Here is a 20,765-nt window from a genome sequence, read left to right as displayed (position 1 = left end):
GCACCTTAGGCAGCACCGTGTCGCCGAAGTGCGTGACCCTGATCGTATGTCCGTCGCGCGAGAGAAGCCTTAGCCGGCTTTGCGCCTCGATCGCACGAAGCTGGGTTGAGACTGAGGGCTGGGTGATGCCGAGATCGGCGGCGGCCCGGGAGAAGCTTCCGGTTCGCGCAACGGCCTCCAAAACCCTGAGCTGGCTAATTGTTGCTTTCATTCACCGTGCACCGCCCGATCGCTCTCGCTCAAACGCGGTACTTTAGCTGTTGAAGCCAACGGGAGGATGACAGTCAGCGAGGCTCGAACCGCCGCTTCCGCTCAGACAGGGCCCGCATCCGGCGGACCGAAGGAAAGCGCGCGGAGGTCGCTCCGGAGGGTTTCGGGATCGGACAGCGAGCGTTCGATCTCGCCGTGCACCCGGCGCCATACGGGAACGGCCGCCGCCAGCGTCCGAATGCCTTCAGGAGTGAGGGCCAGGAGCCGCATGCGCCTGTCCTTCGGATGTGACTTGCGCTCGACCAGTCCCCGCCTCTCCAGTGGCTTCAGTGCCGCAGTCAAGGTGGTCTGGTCCATGGCAAGCACCTCGGCGACCGGTCCCATGGGGGGTGGCTCCGGCCGATTGAGGGCCATCAGCAGCGAGAACTGACCGTTGGTCAGGCCGTATGGCTTGAGCTCCTCGTCGAAGCGCCGCGCCAACGCCCGCGCGGCGCGCTGCGCGTGCAGACACAGGCATGTGTCGCGCACATGAATGGTTGTGGAAAAGGGAACGTGGTCAACCTTTGACATGGCACAATTATATTGATATCAATTCTTTTAGCAAAGGTGAACGCGCGAACAGAGGGAGGCGTGCGGTCATGGATCCCCGTCAGAATGTTGTCTCGCGAGAGGACTGGCTCGAAGCGCGCCGCGAACTCCTCAAGAAGGAGAAAGCGGAAACGCGGATCCGCGACGAGGTGAACGCCGCGCGCAGAGCCCTGCCGTGGGTGCGGATCGAGACCAGCTACCTTTTCGACACGCCAGAAGGGCAGCAAACCCTGGGCGACCTGTTCGCCGGCCGCAGCCAGCTGATCGTCTATCACTTCATGCTCGCGCCGGGCTGGGAAGCGGGATGCCCCGGGTGCTCCTTTCTCGCCGATCACTTCGATGGCGCCCTGCCCCACCTCAACAATCACGACGTGACGATGGTTGTTGTGTCCCGCGCCCCGCTCGTCGAGATCGAGGCCTACCGAAGTCGCATGGGCTGGCGCTTTCCCTGGGTGTCTTCCTTCGCCAGCCCGTTCAACCGCGATTTCGCGGTGTCCTTCACCGAAGACGAACTGGCCAGCGGAGCAGTCTTCTACAATTTCCGGCACACGCCGAGCGAGCGCGCGTCCGCCGAGTTGCCGGGCCTGAGCGCGTTCTACCGCGACGAAGACGGTAGCGTCTTTCACACCTACTCAAGTTATGCCCGGGGTCCTGAGGAACTCATCGGAACGCTGATGATCCTCGACCGCGCCCCAAAAGGCCGCAACGAAGGCACGACGATGGATTTCGTTCGCCGGCATGACGAGTATGGCGCAGGTCCGACAGTCAGCTGTCACGCGGGCGCGGTTTAGCCCTGTCATGCAGATCAGCAACGTCCTGGCCGGCGTCGCCGTGCACGATCTTGAGGCCTCCGAGCGCTGGTACGCCACGCTCTTTGGCCGCGCGCGCGATGCCGCCCCAATGGAAGGGCTCGTCGAGAGGCGGTTTGCCGGCGGCGGCTGGGTTCAGGTCTTCGCCGACCCGGGTAGAGCCGGCCAGGCCTCCGTCACCCTTGTGGTGGACGACATAGGGGCCCTCCGCGAGACCCTCCAGGAGACCGGTCACGCCATCGAATGGTCCTTCGACGGTGCCGTCACCCGCGGCGCGGTCATCCGCGATCCGGACGGCAACCGCGTTGTTTTCGCGCAATCCATGACCATCGAGATCAACCCGTCGGCCTGGCCGACCACTTCGCAGAGGTCTACATGAACTTCGAGCCGCGCACCGAGAACACCTGGTTGAAGCAACTCGTCGGCGAGTGGGAGTTCACCGCCTCCGCGCCAGGCTGTGGAGACATGCCGCCGGGTCGGGAAACCGTGCGATCGCTCGGCGGTTTCTGGATCGTTGCCGAGGGCACCGGCGAAATGCCTGGCGGAGGTACGGCAACCAGCCTGCTCACCATCGGCTACGACGCGCGCCTCGGCGGCTTCACCGGCAGTTGGGTCGGCTCGATGATGCCGTACATGTTCGTCTACGAAGGCACGCTGGACCCGGCTGCCAACGCGCTCACCCTCGATTGCGAGGGGCCGGACTTCGCCGAGCCGTCGGAATCCGCGAGCTACCGCGAGATCATGACGGTCATCGACGAGAATACCCGCACCTTCGTCTCCTACATGGAGGCCGAGGACGGTACCTGGACGGAGATCATGACGGCCCGCTACCGGCGCGTCTGAACCCGTGAATCCCAATCCACTGACCGGACTGCCTCTTTTCAAGGAGACCGTTGAATGCCGATGTCCCAGGGTGACTTCTGCTGGTACGAGTTGATGACTTCCGACCAGCAGGCGGCCGAGAGCTTCTATACGCAGACCATCGGCTGGACTGCCGCCGACGCCGGCATGCCAGGCATGACCTATGTTCTCTTCAAGGTCGGCGAAGCGCCGGTCGCCGGCCTGATGAAGCTGCCCGACGAGGTCGTCGAGTCGGGTGGCCGGCCCGGCTGGCTCGTCTACGTCGCGGTCGACGACATCGACGAGATGGCGGAGCGGATGGCGCAGGACGGCGCCGCGATTCATCACGCTCCGGAGGACATTCCGGGCATCGGCCGCTTTGCCGTCATCGGCGACCCGCAGGGTGCCGTCGTCTGCCTGTTTCACGGCGACGGCGAGCCGCCGGAGGCCCCGGCGAAAGACACGCCTGGAACTATTGGCTGGCACGAGCTGTACACCGAAGACCTCGATGCCGGATTCGATTTCTATTCCAGGCACTTCGGCTGGGAGAAACTCGACGCGATGGATATGGGTCCGATGGGCGTCTATCAGCTGTTCGGAAAGAACGGCATTGCTTTCGGCGGCATGATGAAGCAACCGGCCGAAATGCCGAACCCGGCCTGGAGCTGCTATTTCATTGTGGATTCAGCGGACGCCGCCATGGCCCGCGCCACCGGAGCCGGGGGCCAGATCATGACCCCGACGATGGAGGTCCCCGGCGGCATGTGGATTTCCCAAGGCCTCGATCCGCAGGGCGCCTTCTTCGCGGTGGTCTCCGCGAACAAATAGTCGTTCGCCGGTGCGGTCGGGATCACTCTTCCGGCCGCACCGCCCCTGCCTCTTCCCCCCGCCTGTAGCCGAGCGGTTCGCGCGACGCGTACCACAGAGCCACCGCCTCGATTTCGTCGGGCTCCAGCGTGTGCGCGGAGAGCGTCATAAGGTCCTTGAACCGGCCGCCCCCACGCTCGACCTCCTCGTCGGCGAACAGGGCAAGCTGATTCCTCAGATAGCCGGGATACTGGCCGGCGATGCGCGGGAAATCCGGCTGCCGAGCCGCAGCCTCCGCGCCATGGCAGCCGTCGCAGGCCGCCACGTCGCGGCGGGGAATGCCATGCGTCGCGATCGCCTCCCCGCGAGCCAGCAGGTCACCGTCGACGGTATCGGCGGCGACTGACGCTCCGGCAAGCGGCACAACCTTCGTGTAGAAAGCGGCCAGCTCTCTCAGGTCGGCTTCCACCAGACCGGATGCTGCGGACTGCATGATGCCGCTGGCCCGGTGTCCGTCTGCATAGGCTTTCAGCGCCGCGTAAAGCACCGGCTCCGGCTGGATATCGAGACGCGGAAAGGCACCGTTCGCCTCGCCGAGCCCGTCAGTGCCATGACACCGGATACAATCGGCCTCGGCCGGACGCACCGACGTCGACAGGTCGGCCGCGTCGCCCTCCCCCTCTTCCGGACCAAACGCCAGTTGCCGATAGTCCCGGGCATTCATCTCCGGCATCGCCTGAAGGAAGGCGACCATCGCCCACACCTCATCGTCCCGCGCCTGGGTGGGCCAGGCCGGCATCCCGGTAAACTTCACCCCGTGCTTGACGATCCAGAACAGTTCCGCAGGCCGCCAGTCGTCGATGCGGTCGGCGAGATCGGGCGGATGCGGCGTCATCTGCATGACCACCGCGCCGCGCGGGCGGGCCGGGCTGCCATGGCAGGCCGCACAGCCGCTCTCGTAGTGACCGGCGCCGCGGCGAACGAGTGCCGGATCGTCCAGCGGCGGAGGCTCCTTGGCCGGCGCATGGAATTTGACCGACTGACGCATCACGCTGTGAAGAACCCAGTCCGTGACGCCCCAGTGCCCGCTGCTCGCCGAAATCTGGATGAGACCGAGCCAGAGAACCGCGACCACGGCGCCGGCCGCTCCGAGCGACAGGTAAAGGAGATGGCGAAGCCGGATGCTCACGGCCGCACCTGTTCTGCTGCCTGACGCGGAAGACGCAGCACCCTGGCGACCAGCACAAGGCCGCCGATCAGGTAAACCGCGCCGCCGATCCCCAGCATCAGGAGCCCGCCGATCTGCTGGTCCTCGAGCAGCGACAGGCCATAGAGTGGCGCCCCGCCGGTTCCGTCGCGGCAGATCGGCGTCTGCGCGAGAGCAAGAAGAACGCCGAGCAGCGTCATGTGCATTGAGGTGAAGAACAGCGCACCGGCCCCCGCCAATGCCGCCGCCTGCTCCGAGCGCGCCGGCGCCGTCAGCGCCGTGACCCAGACGAACACCGCCACCGCCAGGAACATCGCCTGCTCTAGCGCGAAGATCCGGCCATCTGTGCGCGTCGCCTCGTGCAACGCCGGCAGATGCCAGGCCCAGATCACGAACAGGTCGAGCAGGCTCGCAATCAGCGCCAGCGGCAGGATCGCGTCCGCAACGGCGCGACCGCGCAGGGAGCGCGCCAACGCAGCGGCAATCAGCGGAGCGGCGATCGCAACGACCAGCATATGCAAAAGCATGTGCGCGGCGAAGCTATGCTCAACCATTCCCGGCAACGGCCCGAACCAGCCGAAGGCCAGCACGGCCACTCCTGCAACGAGGCGGGGATCGCACATCATCGGCACGTCCCCAGCATGAAGGCCGGCATTGCCACGAAAACAACGCCGATCGCGGACAGCACGCACAGCATCATCGAGACGTGGGAGAGAAAGCGATGCCGCTCTTCCGGCGTGTTGCCGAGATAGTTCAGGTCGCCGCCGACGACCGAGAACCCCCGCACCCGCCAGAGCGAGAGGAAGACCAGGCCGAGTCCGAGCAGCGCCACGGCCGTCGTCGCTGCGACGAACCAGGTAACAGGCAGGAGCGCTGATGCCCGCCCGGCCTTCTCGCAGTAGATGGCGGCACCGACGTAGCAGACGAGAAAATGCACGGCCCAGATCGTCGGCGCCGTGATGAGACGCCAGAGGTCCGTTCCCTCTCCCGTTGCGCGTTCGACCTGTCCCTTGTCGGTGCTCATGAGACGTACGGAAAGCCTCCGATCACGAGGGTGGTGACCAGTGCCGTGAAGGCCATAAAGTGCCAGTAGAGCGCCACGTTCCAGATGTCGGTGTCATAGACTGGCGTCATGTGGCCGACGACGCTGCGCGCCAGGCAGTAGACCTGCATCACGATGCCCACGGCGATGTGCAGTGCCGTCCACAGGACCAGCGCCCAGACGATGGCCGGGTAAGCATGTTCGGTGGGATCGAGGCCCGAAAACCACGGTCCAGCAACCAGCGCCGCGATCCCAGCCGCCGCTGCAACCGGCCCGGCAACCAGCAGCAGCCGCGCCAGCCCCACCCTGCCCCGGCCGTTGACCACGCGTGCGCCCCATGTCGCGGCCCAAGCGGCCAGAAGCAGCACGCCAGCAACCAGCGGCCACTGCCAGCCCGGCGCTGTGGTCCCGCCCGGCGGAAACTGCTCGTGCACCGTCCAGAAGAAGAAGTAGCCGAACACCACGCCGAGAAAGGCGGTCAGGTCTCCGGTCATGGTGATGAACATGGCCCACCAGCCGGTGGATTTCGGCCCGGAGATGTAGAGCGGCACCAAGGACCCCAGGCCGATGTCCTTTTCTGCTTTCTCCGGATGCTGGGCAGTGCCCGTCCAGAGCCAGAAAATGATCGCCGCCATTGCGCCCAGCGTAGCGATGATGGTCAGCCACCACCAGTGGAAGGTGGCGAAGATGAAGGATGCGCCGAGCATCCCGGCGGCGATCATGGTGATGACCGCCGGACCACTCACGCGCAGGCACTGGATCGGTTGGGCGTCCAGCACCGAGGTGATGATGGTTTCGCGCTTCCCCTCCTCCGCATCCGACAGATAGAAGCGCCCCTCGTCATACTTGGTCAGGAATTCCGGATCGTCCCAGAGGGGGTAGCGGCTCTCGATCTTGGGGATGGTCCGCGAGCCCCACGGCTTCGGCGGCATCTCCAGCATCCATTCCACCGTGCCCGCCTTCCACGGATTCCTGGTCGCGGCATCCGTCTCGCGCTTCGGGCGCACCACGTCCCAGACGAACACGAGGAAGCCCGCCGCGAAGACGAACGCACCAACGGACGAGATGAGGTTCAGCCAGTCCCAGCCGAGACCGCCGGGGAAGGTGAACACCCGGCGCGGCATGCCCAGAAGCCCGGTCAGGTGCATCGGCAGGAAGCAGATGTTGAAGCCGGCAAACATCAGCCAGAACGACCAGATGCCGAGACGGCGCGACAGCATCTTTCCGGTGGCGATGGGGAAGTAATAGTGGATGCCTGCCAGCAGCGGGAACAGCATGCCGCCGAACAGCGTGTAGTGCAGATGCGCCACTACGAAATAGGTATCGTGCACCTGGAAATCGAAGGGCGCGACGGCAACCATCACCCCGGTCAGGCCACCCGCGACGAAAATTGCGAGTGCGCCCATGGCGAAGAGCATCGGGACAGAGCGCGTCACCCGCCCCATCAGGAGCGTCGATACGAACACGAAGATCTGGATGCCGGTGGGAATCGCGACGGCCTCTGAAGCCGCGGCGAAGAAGCCGAGCGACACCGACGGCAGGCCCGTCGTGAACATGTGGTGGACCCAGAGCCCGAAGCTCAGGAAGCCGGTGCCCATCGCCGAAAGCACGATCCACGAGTAGCCCGAGATCGGTCGGCGCGCGAAGGTCGGGACGATCATCGCGAGCAGCGCGATGGACGGCAGGAAGATGATGTAGACTTCCGGGTGGCCGAAAATCCAGAAAAGGTGCTGCCAAAGCAGCGGATCGCCGCCACGTTCGGGATCGAAGAAAGGCCAGTCGAAGGCCCGCTCCATCTCGAACAAGAAGTCGCCGGCGATCAGCGGCGGGAATGCGAACAGGATCATCCCGCCTACGATCAGCACGTACCAGCCATAGAGCGGCGTCAGGTTCATGTGCATGCCGGGCGGCCGGCATTTCAGGACGCCCACGATCAGCTCGACCGCTGCCGCGATCGAGGCAACCTCGATGAACGACAGGCCGAGAAGCCAGATGTCGGCGCCGATGCCGCCCTGCTTGGTGGACAGCGGCGGATACATGAACCAGCCGCCCTGTGGCGCGGCATCGAAGAAAATCGAGCCGCAGACAAAAATGCCGCCGATCAGGAAGCACCAGTAGCCGAACGCCGATAGCCTCGGGAACGGCAGGTCCCGGGCGCCGAGCAGCGCCGGCAAGATCATGATTGCCACCGCCTCGAAGATCGGGACGGCGAACAGGAACATCATCGCCGTGCCGTGCAGCGTGAAGGTCTGGTTGTAGGCCTCGGCGGACAGGAACTGGTTGTCGGGAAAGGCCAGCTGCACGCGGATCAGGAGGCCCAGGACGCCCGCGAACATCATGAAGGCGAAGGCCGTGCAGATGTACCAGAGCCCGACCTCGGAATTGTTCACCGCCGTCCAGTAACGCCAACCCTTCGGCGTCGCCCAGACCGCAGACAGGCGCTCTTCCTGGCCTCTCCGGACTTCCGGATCGCCCTGGTCGACGTGTGACAGGGATGTCTGGGGAGCGCTCATCACTTCGCCCCCTCCAGGAAGGTCGCAATAGCTGCGATATCGGCATCTGGAAGCATGGCGTAGCCAGGCATGGCGACATCCGGCTTCAGGTGATCGGGGTTCCGGACCCAGGCTTCCAGCGTTTCGCGATCGTTGGGAAGAATACCGGAACCGAGGGTCCGGCGGCTTCCCACATGGGTCAGGTCCGGCCCGACATCCCCAAGCTCCACGACGCCGCGCATCATGTGACAACCACCGCAGCCAGCCGCGATGAACTGGTCCCGGCCACGACGCGCGCCGACGCTGTCGGCGACGACCGCCGGCTTGGCCTGGCCGGCGAGCCACGCGTCGAACGCGTCGCGCTCATGGACGATCGCCGAGAACGCCATCAGCGCGTGCGATGTGCCGCAATACTCTGCGCAGACGCCGCGATAGGTGCCGGGTTTTTCTGCCGTCAGGACCAGCCGGTTTGTGCGGCCGGGGATCATGTCCATCTTGCCGCCAATGGCCGGGATCCAAAAGGAATGGATCACCTCGTCGGCGGTCAGAACGAACTCGACCGGTTCCCCCGCGGGCAGGTGGATCTCGTTGGCATCGCGGACCAACGTTCCATCCGGCAGCTCGTAGGCGACGCGCCACCACCATTGCTCGCCAGTCACGTGAACCTTCAGTCGCGTTCCGCTCTGAGCCCAGTCCGGCAGCATCGAGAGGCCGTAGGCGAGCAGCGCGGCCAGCACCACGACGGGAAACACCACCCCGCCACCGATGATGAATGCGTTTCCAACCCGGGCACCGCGTGGCGGCTGCAGCACGGCGAAGATCGCGGTGCCCATCACCACGATCCAGACGGCAGCGCCGCCAACCAGCATTACCCAGAAGAGCCGGCTGACATCGGTGGCTTCGCGTCCGGCTCCGCTCAGGGCGGACTGCGGCCCGTCGCAACCGGCAACGATCATGAGCAGGATCGGGAGTGCGACGAGAGACGGGCGGGCCGGTCCGGAAGGTCTCCGCCGGACTTTAGCCGGTCGGTTGGTCATGCGCGAACGTCCCCCCTCAGTTCATCGATTCCAAATCGCTGAGCTGAGGAAAGGTTCCAATCTGCCTTCGACCCAAGGCCGACCGGAGTGCGTGTCAGCCTGCAAGCGCCGTGTTGACCACCCGGGCGCAGAAATCCACCTGTCCGGTCACCGCCTCAAGCCGCTCGCGCATGGCAGGCGTATCGGACACGGTTAGGCTCAGTGAGCCGATCACCTCCTGGCGCCCGTCGAAGAGCGGTGCGGCGACGCCGATAACGCCGGGGGTGACCATACCGTAGCTGATGACATGCCGGGCCTGCCGGATCGCCTTGAGGCCGGCTTTCACCTCCGCAAGGTTCTCACCCAGACCCGCTTCCGCGAACTCTTCTGGCCGTGCCTTGTAGAGCTTGCTCACCTGATAGTTCGGCAGCCAGGCCAGGATCGAGGTCGACGCCGCCCCCCGCAGCAGCGGCCGCGCCCGGCCCCGTTCGTAGTCACTGGTGAAGGCCGAAGTACTGGCTTCCTGATGGACGCAAAGCACCTTCTGCCGGTAGCGCCGGCACAGGAGCGCAACTGCGGGAATGTCCAACACAAGCTCTGCCATGACCGGCCGGGCGGCCTGCAGAAGCGGATCCGTCATCCGGATCTTTCGATCCAGTTCGATAATCCGTGGTCCCAAAGCGTATCCGAGGCCAGGCAGCGAGGTCAGAAAGCCGGCGTCGGTGAGGACCTTCAGATAGCGGTAGAGGGTCGAGCGGGTGTAGCCGAGCTCGGCGTGCAGATCTTCAACACTCCAGGAGACCGAGTGCTCGTCAAAGAGATCGAGGATCGCCAGCATCCTCGTATGGCTCTGCACGTCGCGGCCTCCGCTCACCCGTTCTGCCGGCCACTCTGCGAAGTCCGTCTCGAGAGATCAACAACGATCCCGTCTTTCGGGACCAGGGCCATGATCGATATCCCGCATGTCGGGATTGGGATTCCGCCGCAAGGGGAGTAGCGTTGCCCGCATCATGCACGCTCTACTCCCCCACCATCATGACCGAGCCTGATATGCCGGCACGGCGCGACCATGATGCATGCCCCGCTACAGGCCATGCACCCGACGCCTCTGTGCAACCCGCCCGAAGGCGCAGGCTCGATTGGTCGATCCTCTTCTTTCTCGCGCTCTGCCTTGTGTCCGGAGCGCTGAACTGGTGGCTTCACGGGACCAGTGCGGTGGTGCGGGAGGCCCGGGACGCAGGCACGATGATCGTCGCGGTGATCCCGCAGCTCACCCTCGGCATCCTCATAGCGGCCTTCGCACAGGTGGCGGTGCCGCGCGATAAGGTCGGCCGTCTTCTCGGTGAGCAGTCCGGCCTCAGGGGGCTGGCACTCGCCAGCGTCTTCGGCGCGGTGATGCCCGGCGGCCCATTTGCCTCTTTTCCGCTGGTCTATGCCCTGGCCCGCAGCGGCGCCGACATGGGCTGCCTGATGGCCTTTCTCATCGCCTGGGCCACGATCAGCGTGAATCGCCTGCTGGTCTGGGAGATCCCTTTCATGGGCTTCGAGTTCGGCCTGTTGCGCTTCGTCTCGTCGCTTCCCCTGCCCCTCATAGCCGGCCTCTCGGCGCGGGCCGTCTGCCGGACCTGGCCCGGGCTGCGCCTCCAGCCGGGCGAGACCGCGCCAGACGCGGCGCCGGTCCGCCGGGAAAAGGCGCGATGATGCCGCTCGATCCGTCGGTTCTGGTCCTTGCCGTCATCCTTCTGGCGCTCGTCGCCTGGCTCGCAGTCCGTGATCCCGGCCAGATCGTCCCTGCGCTTAAAATCGCCGGACGTCAGGGACGCATTCTTGCCATCCGCATTCCGCTCGCGATCCTGGCGGCCAGTTTCCTCGCTCATTTGATCCCCACCGAGCATGTCTCCAGCTGGATCGGCGCGGACAGTGGCTTCGCCGGAATACTCGTTGCCTCGGGCCTTGGCGCATTCGTTCCCGGCGGACCCATGCTCACCTTTCCGCTGGCCCTGGTGATCTGGCAGCTTGGCGCCGGTCAGGCGCAGATGGTCGCCTTTCTGGCTGCCTGGTCGATCTTCGCCTTCCACCGGATGATCAGCTACGAGCTGCCGCTTCTCGGTCCCCGCTTCGTGATTGTCCGCTTTGCCTCCGCCTGGATGCTGCCGGCCACCGCCGGCCTTGTTGCAGCAGCAATCCTGCTGGCGTGGCATGGCGCTGACCGTCCCCCGGCGGCCGTCCCGACCGGTCACGATGCGCCGGCCATCGCCGCGATGCCGACTTAGCGTCATTCCCATATTGTGAGAATATTCTGGACAATGCGCGCAGGGGAAGGCAAACAGGATTCATCATCACCTTGCATCCGGATGGCCGCGTTAAGACGGCCCCTGCAGCCCCGAGGAGACCCCCATGCGCTACATCGATGCCTTCTGCCATTTCTTTCCCGACAGCCTCTGGCAGCGGATCCAGACGCTGGAGGGTGCTGGCGCCGGCATCGGCAAGCGCATGCAGAACGTGCCGGCGATCTTCGATCTCGACACCCGCTTCAAGGTGATGGACCGGTTCTCCGACTACAGCCAGGTGATCTCACTTGGCATGCCGCCGCTTGAGGCGATGGGGCCGCCCGAGGTTTCCGTGGAACTGGCGAAGCTCGCCAACGACGGGTTCGCCGAACTGATCGCGCGCCATCCAGACCGCTTCGCCGGCTACGTTGCCGCCCTGCCGATGAACGACCCGGACGCCGCTGCCCGAGAGGCCGAGCGCGCCTTCACCGAGCTGGGCGCCAACGGCATTCAGATCCACACCAACATCAATGGCGCCCCCCTCGACGAGGCCCGGTTCGAACCGATCTACGAGATCTGCGCGCGCCATGGCAGGCCGCTGCTCCTCCACCCGTCGCGCAACGCGCGCATGCCGGACTACGCCACGGAAGACAAATCTCAATACGAGATCTGGTGGACCTTCGGCTGGCCGTACGAGACCAGCGCGGCCATGGCCCGCTTTGTCTTCTCCGGCATCATGGACCGTATCCCGGACCTGAAGATCGTCGCCCATCATCTGGGCGCCATGGTCCCCTATTTCGAGGGGCGGGTCGGGCCCGGCTGGGATCAGCTCGGCAAGCGCACCTCGGACGAAGACCTGACCCTGGTCCTCGATCGCCTCAAGAAGCGCCCGCTGGACTATTTCAAGGACTTCTACGCGGACACCGCCGTGTTCGGCTCGCGCGCGGCGACGGTCTGCGGGCTGGAGTTCTACGGGCCGGACCGCGCGGTCTTCGCCTCCGATTGCCCGTTCGATCCGGAGGGCGGACCCGGCTACATCCGCGACACCATCGCCGTCCTGGAATCCATCGAGATGAGCCAGGAGGACCGGGAGAAGATCTCCTTCCGCAACGCGCAATCCCTCTTCGGGCTCAAGGCCTAAGGCGGCCGCCATGACCCTGGAGACCGACGTCCTCGTCGTCGGCGCCGGCCCGGTCGGGCTGACGCTGGCGCTCGACCTCGGCCGGCGCGGCGTGCGCTGCACGCTGGTGGAGCAGAAAGAGGCCCCCCAGTTCCTGCCGAAGATGGAACGCTGCAACGCGCGTACCATGGAGATCTACCGGCGCCTCGGCATGGCCGACGCGATCCGGGCAGCCGGCTACCCGTCGGACGTGTCGATGGACGTCTTCATCGTCACCACCGTTATCGACCCGCCGCTGCTGCATCTGCCCTACCCCTCCGTCGACGAGGCAAGAGAGGCGATCCGCGGAACGAACGATGGCTCGGAGCCGCTCGAACCCTATCAGCTGATCTCCCAGTATACGCTGGAGCCACTCCTCAAGGCGGCGTGCGAGCAATTGCCGAGTCTGTCGGTCCGCTATGGCCACGCCCTGGAGGACTTCACCCAGGACACTGAAGGCGTCACCGCGACCCTGCGCACCTCCGCCGGCACCACGGAAACCATCCACGCCCGCTACATGGTCGGCTGTGACGGCGGCGGCAGCCTGGTGCGCAAGAAGCTCGGCATCGCGCTTGCCGGCGAGGGTGACATCCTCCGCCTGCGCCAGGCCCTCTACCGTGCCGACGATCTCTTCGAGCGCATCCCCATCGGCAAGGGCCGCCACTACCACGTCGCCGACGACCGCTCGACCTTCCTCATCGTTCAGGACGACACCCGCCACTTCACTCTCCACTCCGTGGTGGAGACCGACGCCGACATGGCGACGATGTTCGAGCGCACCGTCGCCATGCCGGTCGACTACGAAATGCTCTATGTCGGCGAGTGGAAGCAGAACCTGCTCCTGGCCGACCGCTACCGCGAAGGCAGGGTGTTCCTCGCTGGCGACGCGGTCCACCTGATGATCCCCACCGGCGGGCTCGGCATGAACACCGGCGTCGGAGATGCTGTCGACCTCGGCTGGAAGCTGGCCGCGACGCTCGCCGGCTGGGGCGGCCCCGAGCTTCTCGCCTCCTACGAGATCGAGCGTCGGGCGGTGGGAGCCCGCAATGTCGGGGCATCTCGGCATGCCTCGCTCGGCCGCCGCAAGTGGCGGGCCGCCTGGCGGCCGGAGATCACCGAGCACACCCCGGCGGGTGCAGAGGCGCGCCGCGACCTCGCGTCAGTCGCAGACATCGAGCAGCGCAAGACCAACGAGATGATCGGCGCCGAGCTTGGCTACCGCTACGCGGGCTCGCCACTCATCATCGACCAGGAGGGCGAAGCTCCCGATGCGGGACTGATGGCCTACGAGCCCTCCTCGTGGCCGGGCTTCCGGCTGCCGCACGCGTGGCTGGACGACGGAACGGCAATCCAGGACCGCATCGGCGAAGGCTGCTACACGCTCCTGATACTGGGCGGCGCCGATGCCGATGCGCGATCGCTGGCATCCGCCTTCGCCGATCTCGGCACCCCGTTCGAGGCGGTAACCCTCCCCGACCGGGCTCCGCGCGCGATATATGGCCGCGACCTGCTTCTCCTGCGGCCCGACATGCACATTGTCTGGCGTGGCAACACGTTGCCGGACGCGCCGCAAAACCTTGCACGGCGGGTCACGGGGCACCTGTAGCACCGCGCTGTTGCCCCGAATGTCCGTGTTCACATCGGCGTGTGCGATCCACACGCAAGCCGCGTGCGTGATAGCTGCATCCGTCACACAAGCGGCCGCAAGGAAGTGTATCCCTCTGACGGTTCGTTGATTTGAAACAATTGGGTGCCATGGATGGAGGTTACTCCCCGTGCGCAGCCGGTTTGGGGGTGTCCGCAGGACGGTTCGAAGCCCTCGTCGCCCAAGGAAAGGCCAATATGATTCTCGTTCGTGCTTGCTGCGCGCTCGTCTGCCTTGTGTTCATTCTTTCAGCTGCTCCCGTTCATGCCGAGATCCTGAAATCGTTCGCACCGCGCTCCCTGACGATCGATCGCGTGGACCTCAGGGGAGCTGATGGCCATGCCCCCCTGTCTTCCGTCCTTCCCCGCGGCCCGGTCATTGTTCACTTCTGGGCAACCTGGTGCGCGCCCTGCCGGCGCGAGCTTCCGGAAATTGCCGACTTCGCCATAGAGTTGAAGCGCCGCGGCCTCGGCAGGCATCTGGTGGTCATCTCCGTGGACCGCATGTCGTATGACCACGTTGCGCGAACGCTCCGCTCGAAGTTTGGCGTCGCCGGCTTCCCGATCTGGCAGGACGCAGAGGGCTGGTCGCCGCGCGTGTTCCGATTGCGAGGGGTACCAAGCACCGTTCTTCTCGATACCAGTCACCGGATGGTCGCCCTCAGGTCGGGCGCCATGAAGTGGACCGATCCCGAGGTCCGCGCAGAGCTACTGAACGCGATTACCGGAAACCCGATCACCGCCGCATCCTACTGATCCGTTGGTACCAGTTCCCCTTCGAATTGGGGATCTAACCCAGCGATCCTTCGCCATGTTCCATCAGCACGGGAACGACGATCTCTTCCTCGTCGATGAGATGACGATCGAGGAACCGCTCAAGCCGCGCCATCGTCTCGGCGAACCGTTCGTCTTCGCCGCCACTGAGGGCGCCCGATTGAAGAGCCTTCAGCAGCCCGTTGGCGTCCTCGGCAAACGTCGCAAGGTGACCGTCGAGCGCCACGTGATCCCGGTCGAGCAGGTCGAAGCCCGCCGCAAGACGCGGTTCCAGGCGGGCCAGCATGGGAAAGTAGTGAGCGTCCTCGACGCCGCGGTGTTCATGTAGCTGCTGAACCAGGACGCCGCCAAAACGCGCCAGCCGTTGTCCGTACTCCAGCGGCTCCGCATCCCCGGTCACGAGGGCCTTCGTGTCTTCGCTGATCTGCCCCGACAGTTGGCGAAACATCAGGTGCCGCTCCAGCCAGAACTGCGTGAGCCCGCCCAGCCCCGCTCCACCTTGCCAGGCGCTGCGCGGGTGCTTGTCGAGCAGGACGCGCAATGCATCCGGCAGGCCGTTCCGAGTTTCCAGAGCATCGTCCATCATATCCACTCCGTCAGTTGCAGCTATCTACCACCAGAGACTAATGTTTTCGCTTGGCGATTCCCGTTTGTGCCGGACTCTGTCCGACGCGTCCTCGGGAACTGACCGCTGCTGGGGCAACATAAGAACGGGGTGGGATAAGCCCATGATGGCTCTGCCATTCTTCGGAATTTTTCTGGCCTGCATCCTGGCCTGGATGCACGCGCGGCTTCCGGCCGTGTGGGTCGTGGTGGCGACGATCGTCCTGACGCTCGTCCTGTTCCGCATCCACGCCTCCGACGCCATCAACATCGACCTGTGAGGCGATCATGATCGGATCTCTTGCTCGCCCGCTGAACGCGCTCGCCCTGCTTGCCATTTCCGGCGTGCTGCTCGGAGCCTTCTTCGAACAGCTCGTGTTCGGCGAGATTCCCTGCCCGCTTTGCCTGCTGCAGCGGGCCGGTTTCGTTATCGTCGGGGCGGGACTCACCCTGAACGTCCTCTGTGGCCCGCGTCCGAGCCATTACGGCCTGATGCTGCTGGGTGCCGTCACCGGTGCCGCCGTGGCGCTGCGCCAGATTGCACTCCATGTGGTGCCGGGTACCGGCGGCTACGGTTCCCCGATCCTCGGCTTGCATCTCTACACGTGGGCGTTTGTCGTGTTCGCACTCGTGGTGATCGGCTCCGGTCTGATGCTCCTGATCGAAAGCCAGTTTTCCGGTGGCCGCGATCGCAGCAAGCTGGCCGGTTTCGCCGTTGGTCTGTTCGCACTCGTCGCGTTGGCCAACGGGATTTCGACGGTCCTCGAGTGCGGTGGCGGCCTCTGCCCGGACAACCCGACCAGCTACCAGCTTCTCGACGCCTTCAGCGGAGGCTGACAGCCCGCGCGGGGATGAACGAAGCGCCATACACATTTCTGTGCGTTGGCGTTTTCTCCGCGATGCATGGCAGGACATATGCTAGATCGGACGTGGGCAGAAACTCGCGCCCGATCGGTCGGCCCTGGCTGCGCAGAGGACGCTGACGTCCGGCCAGACTGTCCGCACCGTCATCACGGCAGAGGCGGATGGGATTCTTTCGACAACTCTTGATCGTTCTGATCATCGCGGGTCTCGGCTTCGGCGGTTACGAGCTCTATCGGACCTATGCGCCGCAACCCGACGAGGCCGCCGATGGCCGCCCTCAACGGGGCTCCCGCCCCGTAACGGTTGAAGTGGAGACCGCCGAGGTCGCCACTCTCGAGCGCAAGGTCGAAGCTGTCGGCACCACCCGCGCGCTTCAGTCCGTCGACATCGTTCCCTCGGTCGAGGGGCGCATCACCGAGTTCGACATCGTTCCCGGCGCCGAGGTGAAGGCTGGTACGGTCCTCGCCCGGCTCGACGACGAGATCGAAACCGCAACGCTCGAAGAGGCGAAGGCGACCCTCGAGGAAAAGAAGAGCGCGCTTTCCCGCGCCCAGACGCTCATCCAGTCCAACACCATAAGCCAGGCGAGCCTGGAACAGCTCCGCTCCGGAAACGCCGTGGCGGAAGCCGCTGTCGCCCGCGCCCAACGTCAGCTGGCCGACCGCACCATCCGCGCGCCATTCGACGGCGTTCTCGGCATCACCTCCATCGATCTCGGCGCGCGCGTCGATACCGGCACGGTGCTCACCACGCTGGATGATCTCTCCGAGGTCGAGATCGAGTTCCGTCTGCCTGAAACGGTCTACGGCCAGATCAGCCGTGGCCAGGCCATCGAGGCCACGAGTGCGGCCTTCCCGGGCCGCCGCTTCACCGGACAGGTGGAGGCCATCGATAGCCGCATCGACCAGTCGTCTCGCTCGTTCCGGGTCCGTGCCCGCTTGCCGAACCCCGATCGCGCGCTGCCTGTCGGCATGTTCATGCGCCTTGATCTGAATCTCGCGTCGCGAACCGGCGTCGTCGTGCCGGAGGAAGCGCTGCTCGTGCAGGGGCCCGCCACCTATCTCTACGTCGTTGAGGATGGAAAATCGGTCCAGCGCCGGGTCGAGACCGGCCAACGTGTCGAGGGTCGGGTCGAGATCGTCGAGGGCGTGTCGGAAGGCGATGTCATCGTCTCCCGGGGCATCCAATCCGCCCGTGACGGCGCTCCAGTGAAAATCCTGAACGCGCCCGCGTCGGGAGCCACGGGGCCAAGCGCGGAATCTTCCGCAGCGGAGGAGCGTCGGAGCTGATGTCGCTCTCCGATCTTGCGATCCGACGTCCCGTTCTGGCAGCCGTCGCCAGTCTCCTCATCATCGTGTTCGGCATCGGCGCCCTGAGCCGCATCCCGATCCGCGAACTGCCGAACATCGATACCGCTGTGGTGACGGTGTCCACCGACTATGTCGGCGCGTCTCCGGAGATCATCGACACCGACATCACCGAGATCGTGGAAGGCTCCGTGGCCGGCATTGCGGGGGTGAAGACAATTTCGTCCACCAGCCGCCGCGGGCGCAGCCGGGTCGTCATCGAGTTCGAGGTCGACCGCCCCATCGACGAGGCGGCGAACGATGTCCGGGATGCCGTTGCCCGGGTCCGTGCCGATCTGCCTGCGGATGCCGAAGAGCCGCAGGTCATCAAGAACGACTCCGATGCCGACCCCGTGATGCGCCTGGGCGTGACCAGCGACCGGATGAGCGCGGCGGAAATCACCGACTACATCGACCGCTATGTGGTTGACCGGCTCGCTACGGTCAGCGGCGTCGCCAGTGTGGAGATCTACGGCGCGCGACCGTTCGCCGTTCGGGTCTGGCTGGACCGCAGGGCGCTTGCCGCGCGCAACCTCACCGTCGCCGATGTGGAGGCCGGCCTCAAACAGGCCAATGTCGAGCTGCCCGCAGGCGAGATCGAGACCGCCGCCCGCCAGTTCACGGTTCGCCTCGACAGCCGCATACCATCGGTCGAGGCCTTTCGCGACGTCGTCATCGACCGGGTCGCCGGCTATCCCATTCGCCTGTCGGACGTCGCGAAGGTGGTAGGCGGCGTGGAGGAGTCCGACACGATCGTTCGAAACAATGGCGAAGTGGCCGTCGGCATCGCCGTCATCCGCCAGAGTCAGTCGAACACCATCGCCATTTCCAACGCGGTGCGGGCCGAAATCGAGTCGCTCTCGCGAACGCTACCGGATGGCATGACGATCGAGGTGTCCTCCGACGATGCCATCTTCGTGGCCGCATCCATCGAGGAGGTGGTGACCGCGCTCGCGATCTCGCTTGTCCTCGTCGTGCTGGTCATTCTGTTCTTCCTGATGTCGTGGCGCGCGACGCTGGTTCCGGCGATCACCATCCCCATCGCCCTCATCGGCACCTTCATCCTGATCGGCGCCCTGGGCTTCTCCATCAACGTCCTGACGCTGCTGGCGCTGCTGCTCGCCATCGGTCTGGTCGTCGATGACGCGATCGTCGTCCTGGAGAACATCCAGCGGCGCATCGATCTCGGCGAGACGCCGCTGGTCGCAGCCACCCTCGGCACCCGCCAGGTCACGTTCGCCGTCATTGCCACCTCGTTCACCCTCGTCGCCGTGTTCGTTCCGCTGTCCTTCCTCCAGGGACAGGTCGGCAAGCTGTTCGTCGAGTTCGGGCTCGTAATGGCGGGCGCGGTCGTTATCTCAACCTTCGTGGCCCTCACCGCCTGCCCGGCGCTTGCTTCCAAGGTGCTGCGCTCGCGCGAGTCCACACCCGTCGCGGGCGAGGCCGACCCCGCATCCCGCGAGGGCTTCCTGCTGCGCCGGTTCCGCAAGATCCTGGCCGGGGCCGTGCGCATGCCGCTGGTGGTCCTGGCAGCCGCACTGGCCGTGGCCTTCGCCGGGGCGATGATTTTCGTCACCCTCCCCCAGGAACTCACGCCCAGCGAAGACCGCGGCGTGGTCTTCGTGCCCCTCACCGCTCCGCAGGGCAGCACCGTCGAATTCACCGATCAGGCTGCACGGCAAATCGAGGAGATCGCGGCGCCGCTGCAGGAATCGGGCGACATCGAAACGGTCTTCACCTTCACCGGCTCCTTCAACCGGCCGCATCGCGCCTTCGTCGTGCTGCGGCTCGCCGATTGGGAGAACCGCGAAAAGTCTCACCGCGACATCATCGCGGAGATGTCGAGGAGCATGGGCTCGGTCACCGCCGCCCGCGGCTTCCCCGTGAGCCCGGCCGGCCTCGGCCTGCGCGGATCGAGCACGCCGCTCAGGGTGGTTGTCAGTGGTCCCGACTTCGAAAGCGTGAAGGAGTGGGCCAACACGCTTCTGCAGAAGGCGCGCGAGAATCCGGGCCTGCGCAATGTCGAGCTGGACTACGAGGAGAACCAGCCGCAGTTCGACGTGTCGGTCGACCGCACGCGTGCCGACGATCTCGGCATTTCCGTGGAAACCATCGCGTCGACCCTGCAGACGCTGCTGGCATCGCGGGAAGCGACGTCCTTCATCGACCGCGGGCGTGAATATCCGGTGCTTCTCCAGGCTGCCGAGGACGATCGCGCCTCGGCCTCAGACATCGATTTCATCTTCATCCGGTCCGGCGACGGAAGTTCGCTTGTCCCGCTCTCGGCGCTGGTCACCGTCAACGAGGGCGCAGCGGCCGGCGAGCTGCGCCGCTACGACCGCCTGCCATCCATTCAGGTCGAGGGCTCGCTCGCCGACGGCTATGCGCTCGGCGACGCCATCGCGTTCATGGAGCAGGCCGCGGCGGAATCCCTTCCCGCGGAGGCGCGCATAGGTCTGTCCGGCCAGTCGCTGCAGTTCAAGGAGACGGCGAGTGGCGTGATGCTTACCTTCAGCCTCGCGCTGCTGATCGTCTTCCTGGTGCTCGCCGCCCAGTTCGAGAGCTTCGTCCACCCGCTCGTGATCATGCTGACAGTCCCACTCGGCGTTGCAGGAGCGGTGTTTTCCCTCTCCCTGGCGGGGCTTTCGCTCAACATCTACAGCCAGATCGGGATGATCCTGCTCATCGGTCTGATGGCGAAGAACGGTATTCTGATCGTGGAATTCGCCAACCAGCTGCGCGACGAGGGGCGCAGCGTGCGCGACGCCGTAGTGGACGCAACCGTGCTGCGCCTGCGTCCCATCGTGATGACCGTGGTCTCAACCGTGCTCGGCGCGGTGCCGCTGGTGTTGGCCTCGGGGGCCGGAGCGGAAAGCCGCATCGCCATCGGGACGGTGATCGTGGGCGGCCTGCTTCTGTCGAGCGCCCTCACCCTTTTCCTGACCCCGGTCCTCTACGACCTGCTCGCCCGCTTTACCAAGCCGCGCTCAGCGGTTGAGAAGGCACTCGAGGCCGAGCTTGCTGCCGTGCGGAGCCCGGGCCCCGGTCCGGAAACGCCGGCGGGCACCTGATCTGCGACAGCGCCGCGAGCGCC

21 protein-coding genes and 1 pseudogene are annotated in these 20,765 nt (G+C 65.5%); 13 read left to right on the top strand and 9 right to left on the bottom strand.

Going from position 1 to position 20,765, the window contains the following annotated elements:
• Positions 1–34: 34 nt before the first annotated feature.
• Positions 35–211: pseudogene (locus C507_RS23640) on the bottom strand (helix-turn-helix domain-containing protein); the annotation flags it as partial.
• A 101-nt stretch (positions 212–312) separates the two neighbouring features.
• Positions 313–780: a MarR family winged helix-turn-helix transcriptional regulator gene (locus tag C507_RS0101255; protein WP_018697831.1), complete on the bottom strand. Its 468-nt coding sequence runs from the start codon at positions 778–780 to the stop codon at positions 313–315.
• A 68-nt stretch (positions 781–848) separates the two neighbouring features.
• Here C507_RS0101255 and C507_RS0101250 point away from each other — a divergent pair, with 68 nt between their 5' ends.
• From C507_RS0101250 to C507_RS0101235, 4 genes are read left to right on the top strand one after another with little or no spacing between them, the layout of a single operon-like run.
• Entirely contained in the window at positions 849–1,589 is a 741-nt protein-coding gene (locus tag C507_RS0101250; RefSeq protein ID WP_018697830.1) for a DUF899 domain-containing protein, read from the top strand.
• Positions 1,590–1,596: 7 nt separating this feature from the next.
• A complete protein-coding gene (locus tag C507_RS20010; protein ID WP_018697829.1) occupies positions 1,597–1,986 on the top strand; it encodes a VOC family protein in 390 nt (129 codons plus the stop codon).
• Positions 1,983–2,450 (top strand): DUF1579 domain-containing protein, encoded by a 468-nt coding sequence (locus C507_RS0101240; RefSeq protein WP_018697828.1) that lies wholly within the window; start codon positions 1,983–1,985, stop codon positions 2,448–2,450. Before C507_RS20010 ends, C507_RS0101240 begins: the two co-directional genes overlap by 4 nt.
• A gap of 54 nt (positions 2,451–2,504) precedes the next feature.
• The gene (locus C507_RS0101235; protein WP_018697827.1) at positions 2,505–3,275 is read left to right on the top strand and encodes a VOC family protein; all 771 of its coding nucleotides are present in this window, start codon (positions 2,505–2,507) and stop codon (positions 3,273–3,275) included.
• Between the two features lie 22 nt (positions 3,276–3,297).
• Here C507_RS0101235 and C507_RS20005 read toward each other — a convergent pair whose 3' ends face one another.
• The 6 genes from C507_RS20005 to C507_RS20000 all read right to left on the bottom strand — a co-directional run bounded on the left by C507_RS20005 (position 3,298) and on the right by C507_RS20000 (position 9,849).
• Positions 3,298–4,443 (bottom strand): c-type cytochrome, encoded by a 1,146-nt coding sequence (locus C507_RS20005; protein WP_018697826.1) that lies wholly within the window; start codon positions 4,441–4,443, stop codon positions 3,298–3,300.
• The gene (locus C507_RS0101225; protein WP_040400510.1) at positions 4,440–5,084 is read right to left on the bottom strand and encodes a cytochrome c oxidase assembly protein; all 645 of its coding nucleotides are present in this window, start codon (positions 5,082–5,084) and stop codon (positions 4,440–4,442) included. Before C507_RS0101225 ends, C507_RS20005 begins: the two co-directional genes overlap by 4 nt.
• The gene (locus tag C507_RS0101220; RefSeq protein ID WP_018697824.1) at positions 5,084–5,485 is read right to left on the bottom strand and encodes a hypothetical protein; all 402 of its coding nucleotides are present in this window, start codon (positions 5,483–5,485) and stop codon (positions 5,084–5,086) included. The genes C507_RS0101225 and C507_RS0101220 overlap by 1 nt, the downstream gene beginning before the upstream one ends.
• On the bottom strand, positions 5,482–8,016 hold the full coding sequence (gene ctaD, locus C507_RS0101215; protein ID WP_018697823.1) for a cytochrome c oxidase subunit I: 2,535 nt from the start codon (positions 8,014–8,016) through the stop codon (positions 5,482–5,484). The genes C507_RS0101220 and ctaD overlap by 4 nt, the downstream gene beginning before the upstream one ends.
• A complete protein-coding gene (gene coxB, locus C507_RS0101210) occupies positions 8,016–8,951 on the bottom strand; it encodes a cytochrome c oxidase subunit II (protein WP_018697822.1) in 936 nt (311 codons plus the stop codon). The genes ctaD and coxB overlap by 1 nt, the downstream gene beginning before the upstream one ends.
• Positions 8,952–9,126: 175 nt before the next feature.
• Positions 9,127–9,849, bottom strand: a complete 723-nt coding sequence (locus C507_RS20000) for an IclR family transcriptional regulator (protein ID WP_018697821.1) — start codon at positions 9,847–9,849, stop codon at positions 9,127–9,129.
• A gap of 407 nt (positions 9,850–10,256) precedes the next feature.
• On the opposite strand from C507_RS20000, the gene C507_RS23215 reads away from it, so the two are divergent.
• From C507_RS23215 to C507_RS0101180, 5 genes are all read left to right on the top strand, one after another.
• A complete protein-coding gene (locus C507_RS23215; RefSeq protein ID WP_018697820.1) occupies positions 10,257–10,712 on the top strand; it encodes a permease in 456 nt (151 codons plus the stop codon).
• Positions 10,709–11,284 carry a hypothetical protein gene (locus C507_RS19990; protein WP_018697819.1) on the top strand — a complete coding sequence of 192 codons (576 nt, stop codon included), beginning with the start codon at positions 10,709–10,711 and terminating at the stop codon, positions 11,282–11,284. The genes C507_RS23215 and C507_RS19990 overlap by 4 nt, the downstream gene beginning before the upstream one ends.
• Before the next feature lie 124 nt (positions 11,285–11,408).
• Entirely contained in the window at positions 11,409–12,422 is a 1,014-nt protein-coding gene (locus C507_RS0101190) for an amidohydrolase family protein (protein WP_018697818.1), read from the top strand.
• A 10-nt stretch (positions 12,423–12,432) separates the two neighbouring features.
• Positions 12,433–14,046, top strand: coding sequence for an FAD-dependent monooxygenase (locus tag C507_RS0101185; RefSeq protein WP_018697817.1), 1,614 nt, complete (start codon positions 12,433–12,435; stop codon positions 14,044–14,046).
• A 236-nt stretch (positions 14,047–14,282) separates the two neighbouring features.
• Positions 14,283–14,840 carry a TlpA family protein disulfide reductase gene (locus C507_RS0101180; protein WP_018697816.1) on the top strand — a complete coding sequence of 186 codons (558 nt, stop codon included), beginning with the start codon at positions 14,283–14,285 and terminating at the stop codon, positions 14,838–14,840.
• A 34-nt stretch (positions 14,841–14,874) separates the two neighbouring features.
• On the opposite strand, the gene C507_RS0101175 is transcribed toward C507_RS0101180, so the two are convergent.
• Complete coding sequence (locus tag C507_RS0101175) at positions 14,875–15,441, bottom strand: hemerythrin domain-containing protein (protein WP_169508933.1); 567 nt, start codon at positions 15,439–15,441, stop codon at positions 14,875–14,877.
• A gap of 145 nt (positions 15,442–15,586) precedes the next feature.
• Here C507_RS0101175 and C507_RS22945 point away from each other — a divergent pair, with 145 nt between their 5' ends.
• The 4 genes from C507_RS22945 (at position 15,587) to C507_RS0101155 (ending at position 20,742) form a co-directional block, all read left to right on the top strand.
• On the top strand, positions 15,587–15,742 hold the full coding sequence (locus C507_RS22945; RefSeq protein ID WP_018697814.1) for a DUF5993 family protein: 156 nt from the start codon (positions 15,587–15,589) through the stop codon (positions 15,740–15,742).
• Positions 15,743–15,749: 7 nt separating this feature from the next.
• Entirely contained in the window at positions 15,750–16,298 is a 549-nt protein-coding gene (locus C507_RS0101165) for a disulfide bond formation protein B (RefSeq protein ID WP_018697813.1), read from the top strand.
• Positions 16,299–16,507: 209 nt separating this feature from the next.
• Positions 16,508–17,614 carry an efflux RND transporter periplasmic adaptor subunit gene (locus tag C507_RS0101160; RefSeq protein ID WP_018697812.1) on the top strand — a complete coding sequence of 369 codons (1,107 nt, stop codon included), beginning with the start codon at positions 16,508–16,510 and terminating at the stop codon, positions 17,612–17,614.
• Complete coding sequence (locus C507_RS0101155; RefSeq protein ID WP_018697811.1) at positions 17,614–20,742, top strand: efflux RND transporter permease subunit; 3,129 nt, start codon at positions 17,614–17,616, stop codon at positions 20,740–20,742. Before C507_RS0101160 ends, C507_RS0101155 begins: the two co-directional genes overlap by 1 nt.
• Positions 20,743–20,765: the final 23 nt, after the last annotated feature.

The sequence above is a fragment of the Amorphus coralli DSM 19760 genome (genome assembly GCF_000374525.1).
GTDB classification, from domain to species: domain Bacteria; phylum Pseudomonadota; class Alphaproteobacteria; order Rhizobiales; family Amorphaceae; genus Amorphus; species Amorphus coralli.
Note: the sequence above shows the minus strand (reverse complement) of the source record. Positions and strands in the feature narration are given on the sequence as shown.

Bases quoted from the DNA above. Each gene is read 5' to 3' on its own strand.
- C507_RS0101175 (WP_169508933.1), bottom strand. From the start codon at position 15,441: ATGGACGATGCTCTGGAAACTCGGAACGGCCTGCCGGATGCATTGCGC.
- coxB (WP_018697822.1), bottom strand. From the start codon at position 8,951: ATGATCGTTGCCGGTTGCGACGGGCCGCAGTCCGCCCTGAGCGGAGCC.
- C507_RS23215 (WP_018697820.1), top strand. From the start codon at position 10,257: ATGATCGTCGCGGTGATCCCGCAGCTCACCCTCGGCATCCTCATAGCG.
- C507_RS20000 (WP_018697821.1), bottom strand. From the start codon at position 9,849: ATGCTGGCGATCCTCGATCTCTTTGACGAGCACTCGGTCTCCTGGAGT.
- C507_RS0101255 (WP_018697831.1), bottom strand. From the start codon at position 780: ATGTCAAAGGTTGACCACGTTCCCTTTTCCACAACCATTCATGTGCGC.
- C507_RS0101225 (WP_040400510.1), bottom strand. From the start codon at position 5,084: ATGTGCGATCCCCGCCTCGTTGCAGGAGTGGCCGTGCTGGCCTTCGGC.
- C507_RS0101250 (WP_018697830.1), top strand. From the start codon at position 849: ATGGATCCCCGTCAGAATGTTGTCTCGCGAGAGGACTGGCTCGAAGCG.
- C507_RS0101180 (WP_018697816.1), top strand. From the start codon at position 14,283: ATGATTCTCGTTCGTGCTTGCTGCGCGCTCGTCTGCCTTGTGTTCATT.
- C507_RS20010 (WP_018697829.1), top strand. From the start codon at position 1,597: ATGCAGATCAGCAACGTCCTGGCCGGCGTCGCCGTGCACGATCTTGAG.
- C507_RS0101165 (WP_018697813.1), top strand. From the start codon at position 15,750: ATGATCGGATCTCTTGCTCGCCCGCTGAACGCGCTCGCCCTGCTTGCC.
- C507_RS0101235 (WP_018697827.1), top strand. From the start codon at position 2,505: ATGCCGATGTCCCAGGGTGACTTCTGCTGGTACGAGTTGATGACTTCC.
- ctaD (WP_018697823.1), bottom strand. From the start codon at position 8,016: ATGAGCGCTCCCCAGACATCCCTGTCACACGTCGACCAGGGCGATCCG.
- C507_RS0101185 (WP_018697817.1), top strand. From the start codon at position 12,433: ATGACCCTGGAGACCGACGTCCTCGTCGTCGGCGCCGGCCCGGTCGGG.
- C507_RS0101155 (WP_018697811.1), top strand. From the start codon at position 17,614: ATGTCGCTCTCCGATCTTGCGATCCGACGTCCCGTTCTGGCAGCCGTC.
- C507_RS22945 (WP_018697814.1), top strand. From the start codon at position 15,587: ATGATGGCTCTGCCATTCTTCGGAATTTTTCTGGCCTGCATCCTGGCC.
- C507_RS0101240 (WP_018697828.1), top strand. From the start codon at position 1,983: ATGAACTTCGAGCCGCGCACCGAGAACACCTGGTTGAAGCAACTCGTC.
- C507_RS0101220 (WP_018697824.1), bottom strand. From the start codon at position 5,485: ATGAGCACCGACAAGGGACAGGTCGAACGCGCAACGGGAGAGGGAACG.
- C507_RS0101190 (WP_018697818.1), top strand. From the start codon at position 11,409: ATGCGCTACATCGATGCCTTCTGCCATTTCTTTCCCGACAGCCTCTGG.
- C507_RS19990 (WP_018697819.1), top strand. From the start codon at position 10,709: ATGATGCCGCTCGATCCGTCGGTTCTGGTCCTTGCCGTCATCCTTCTG.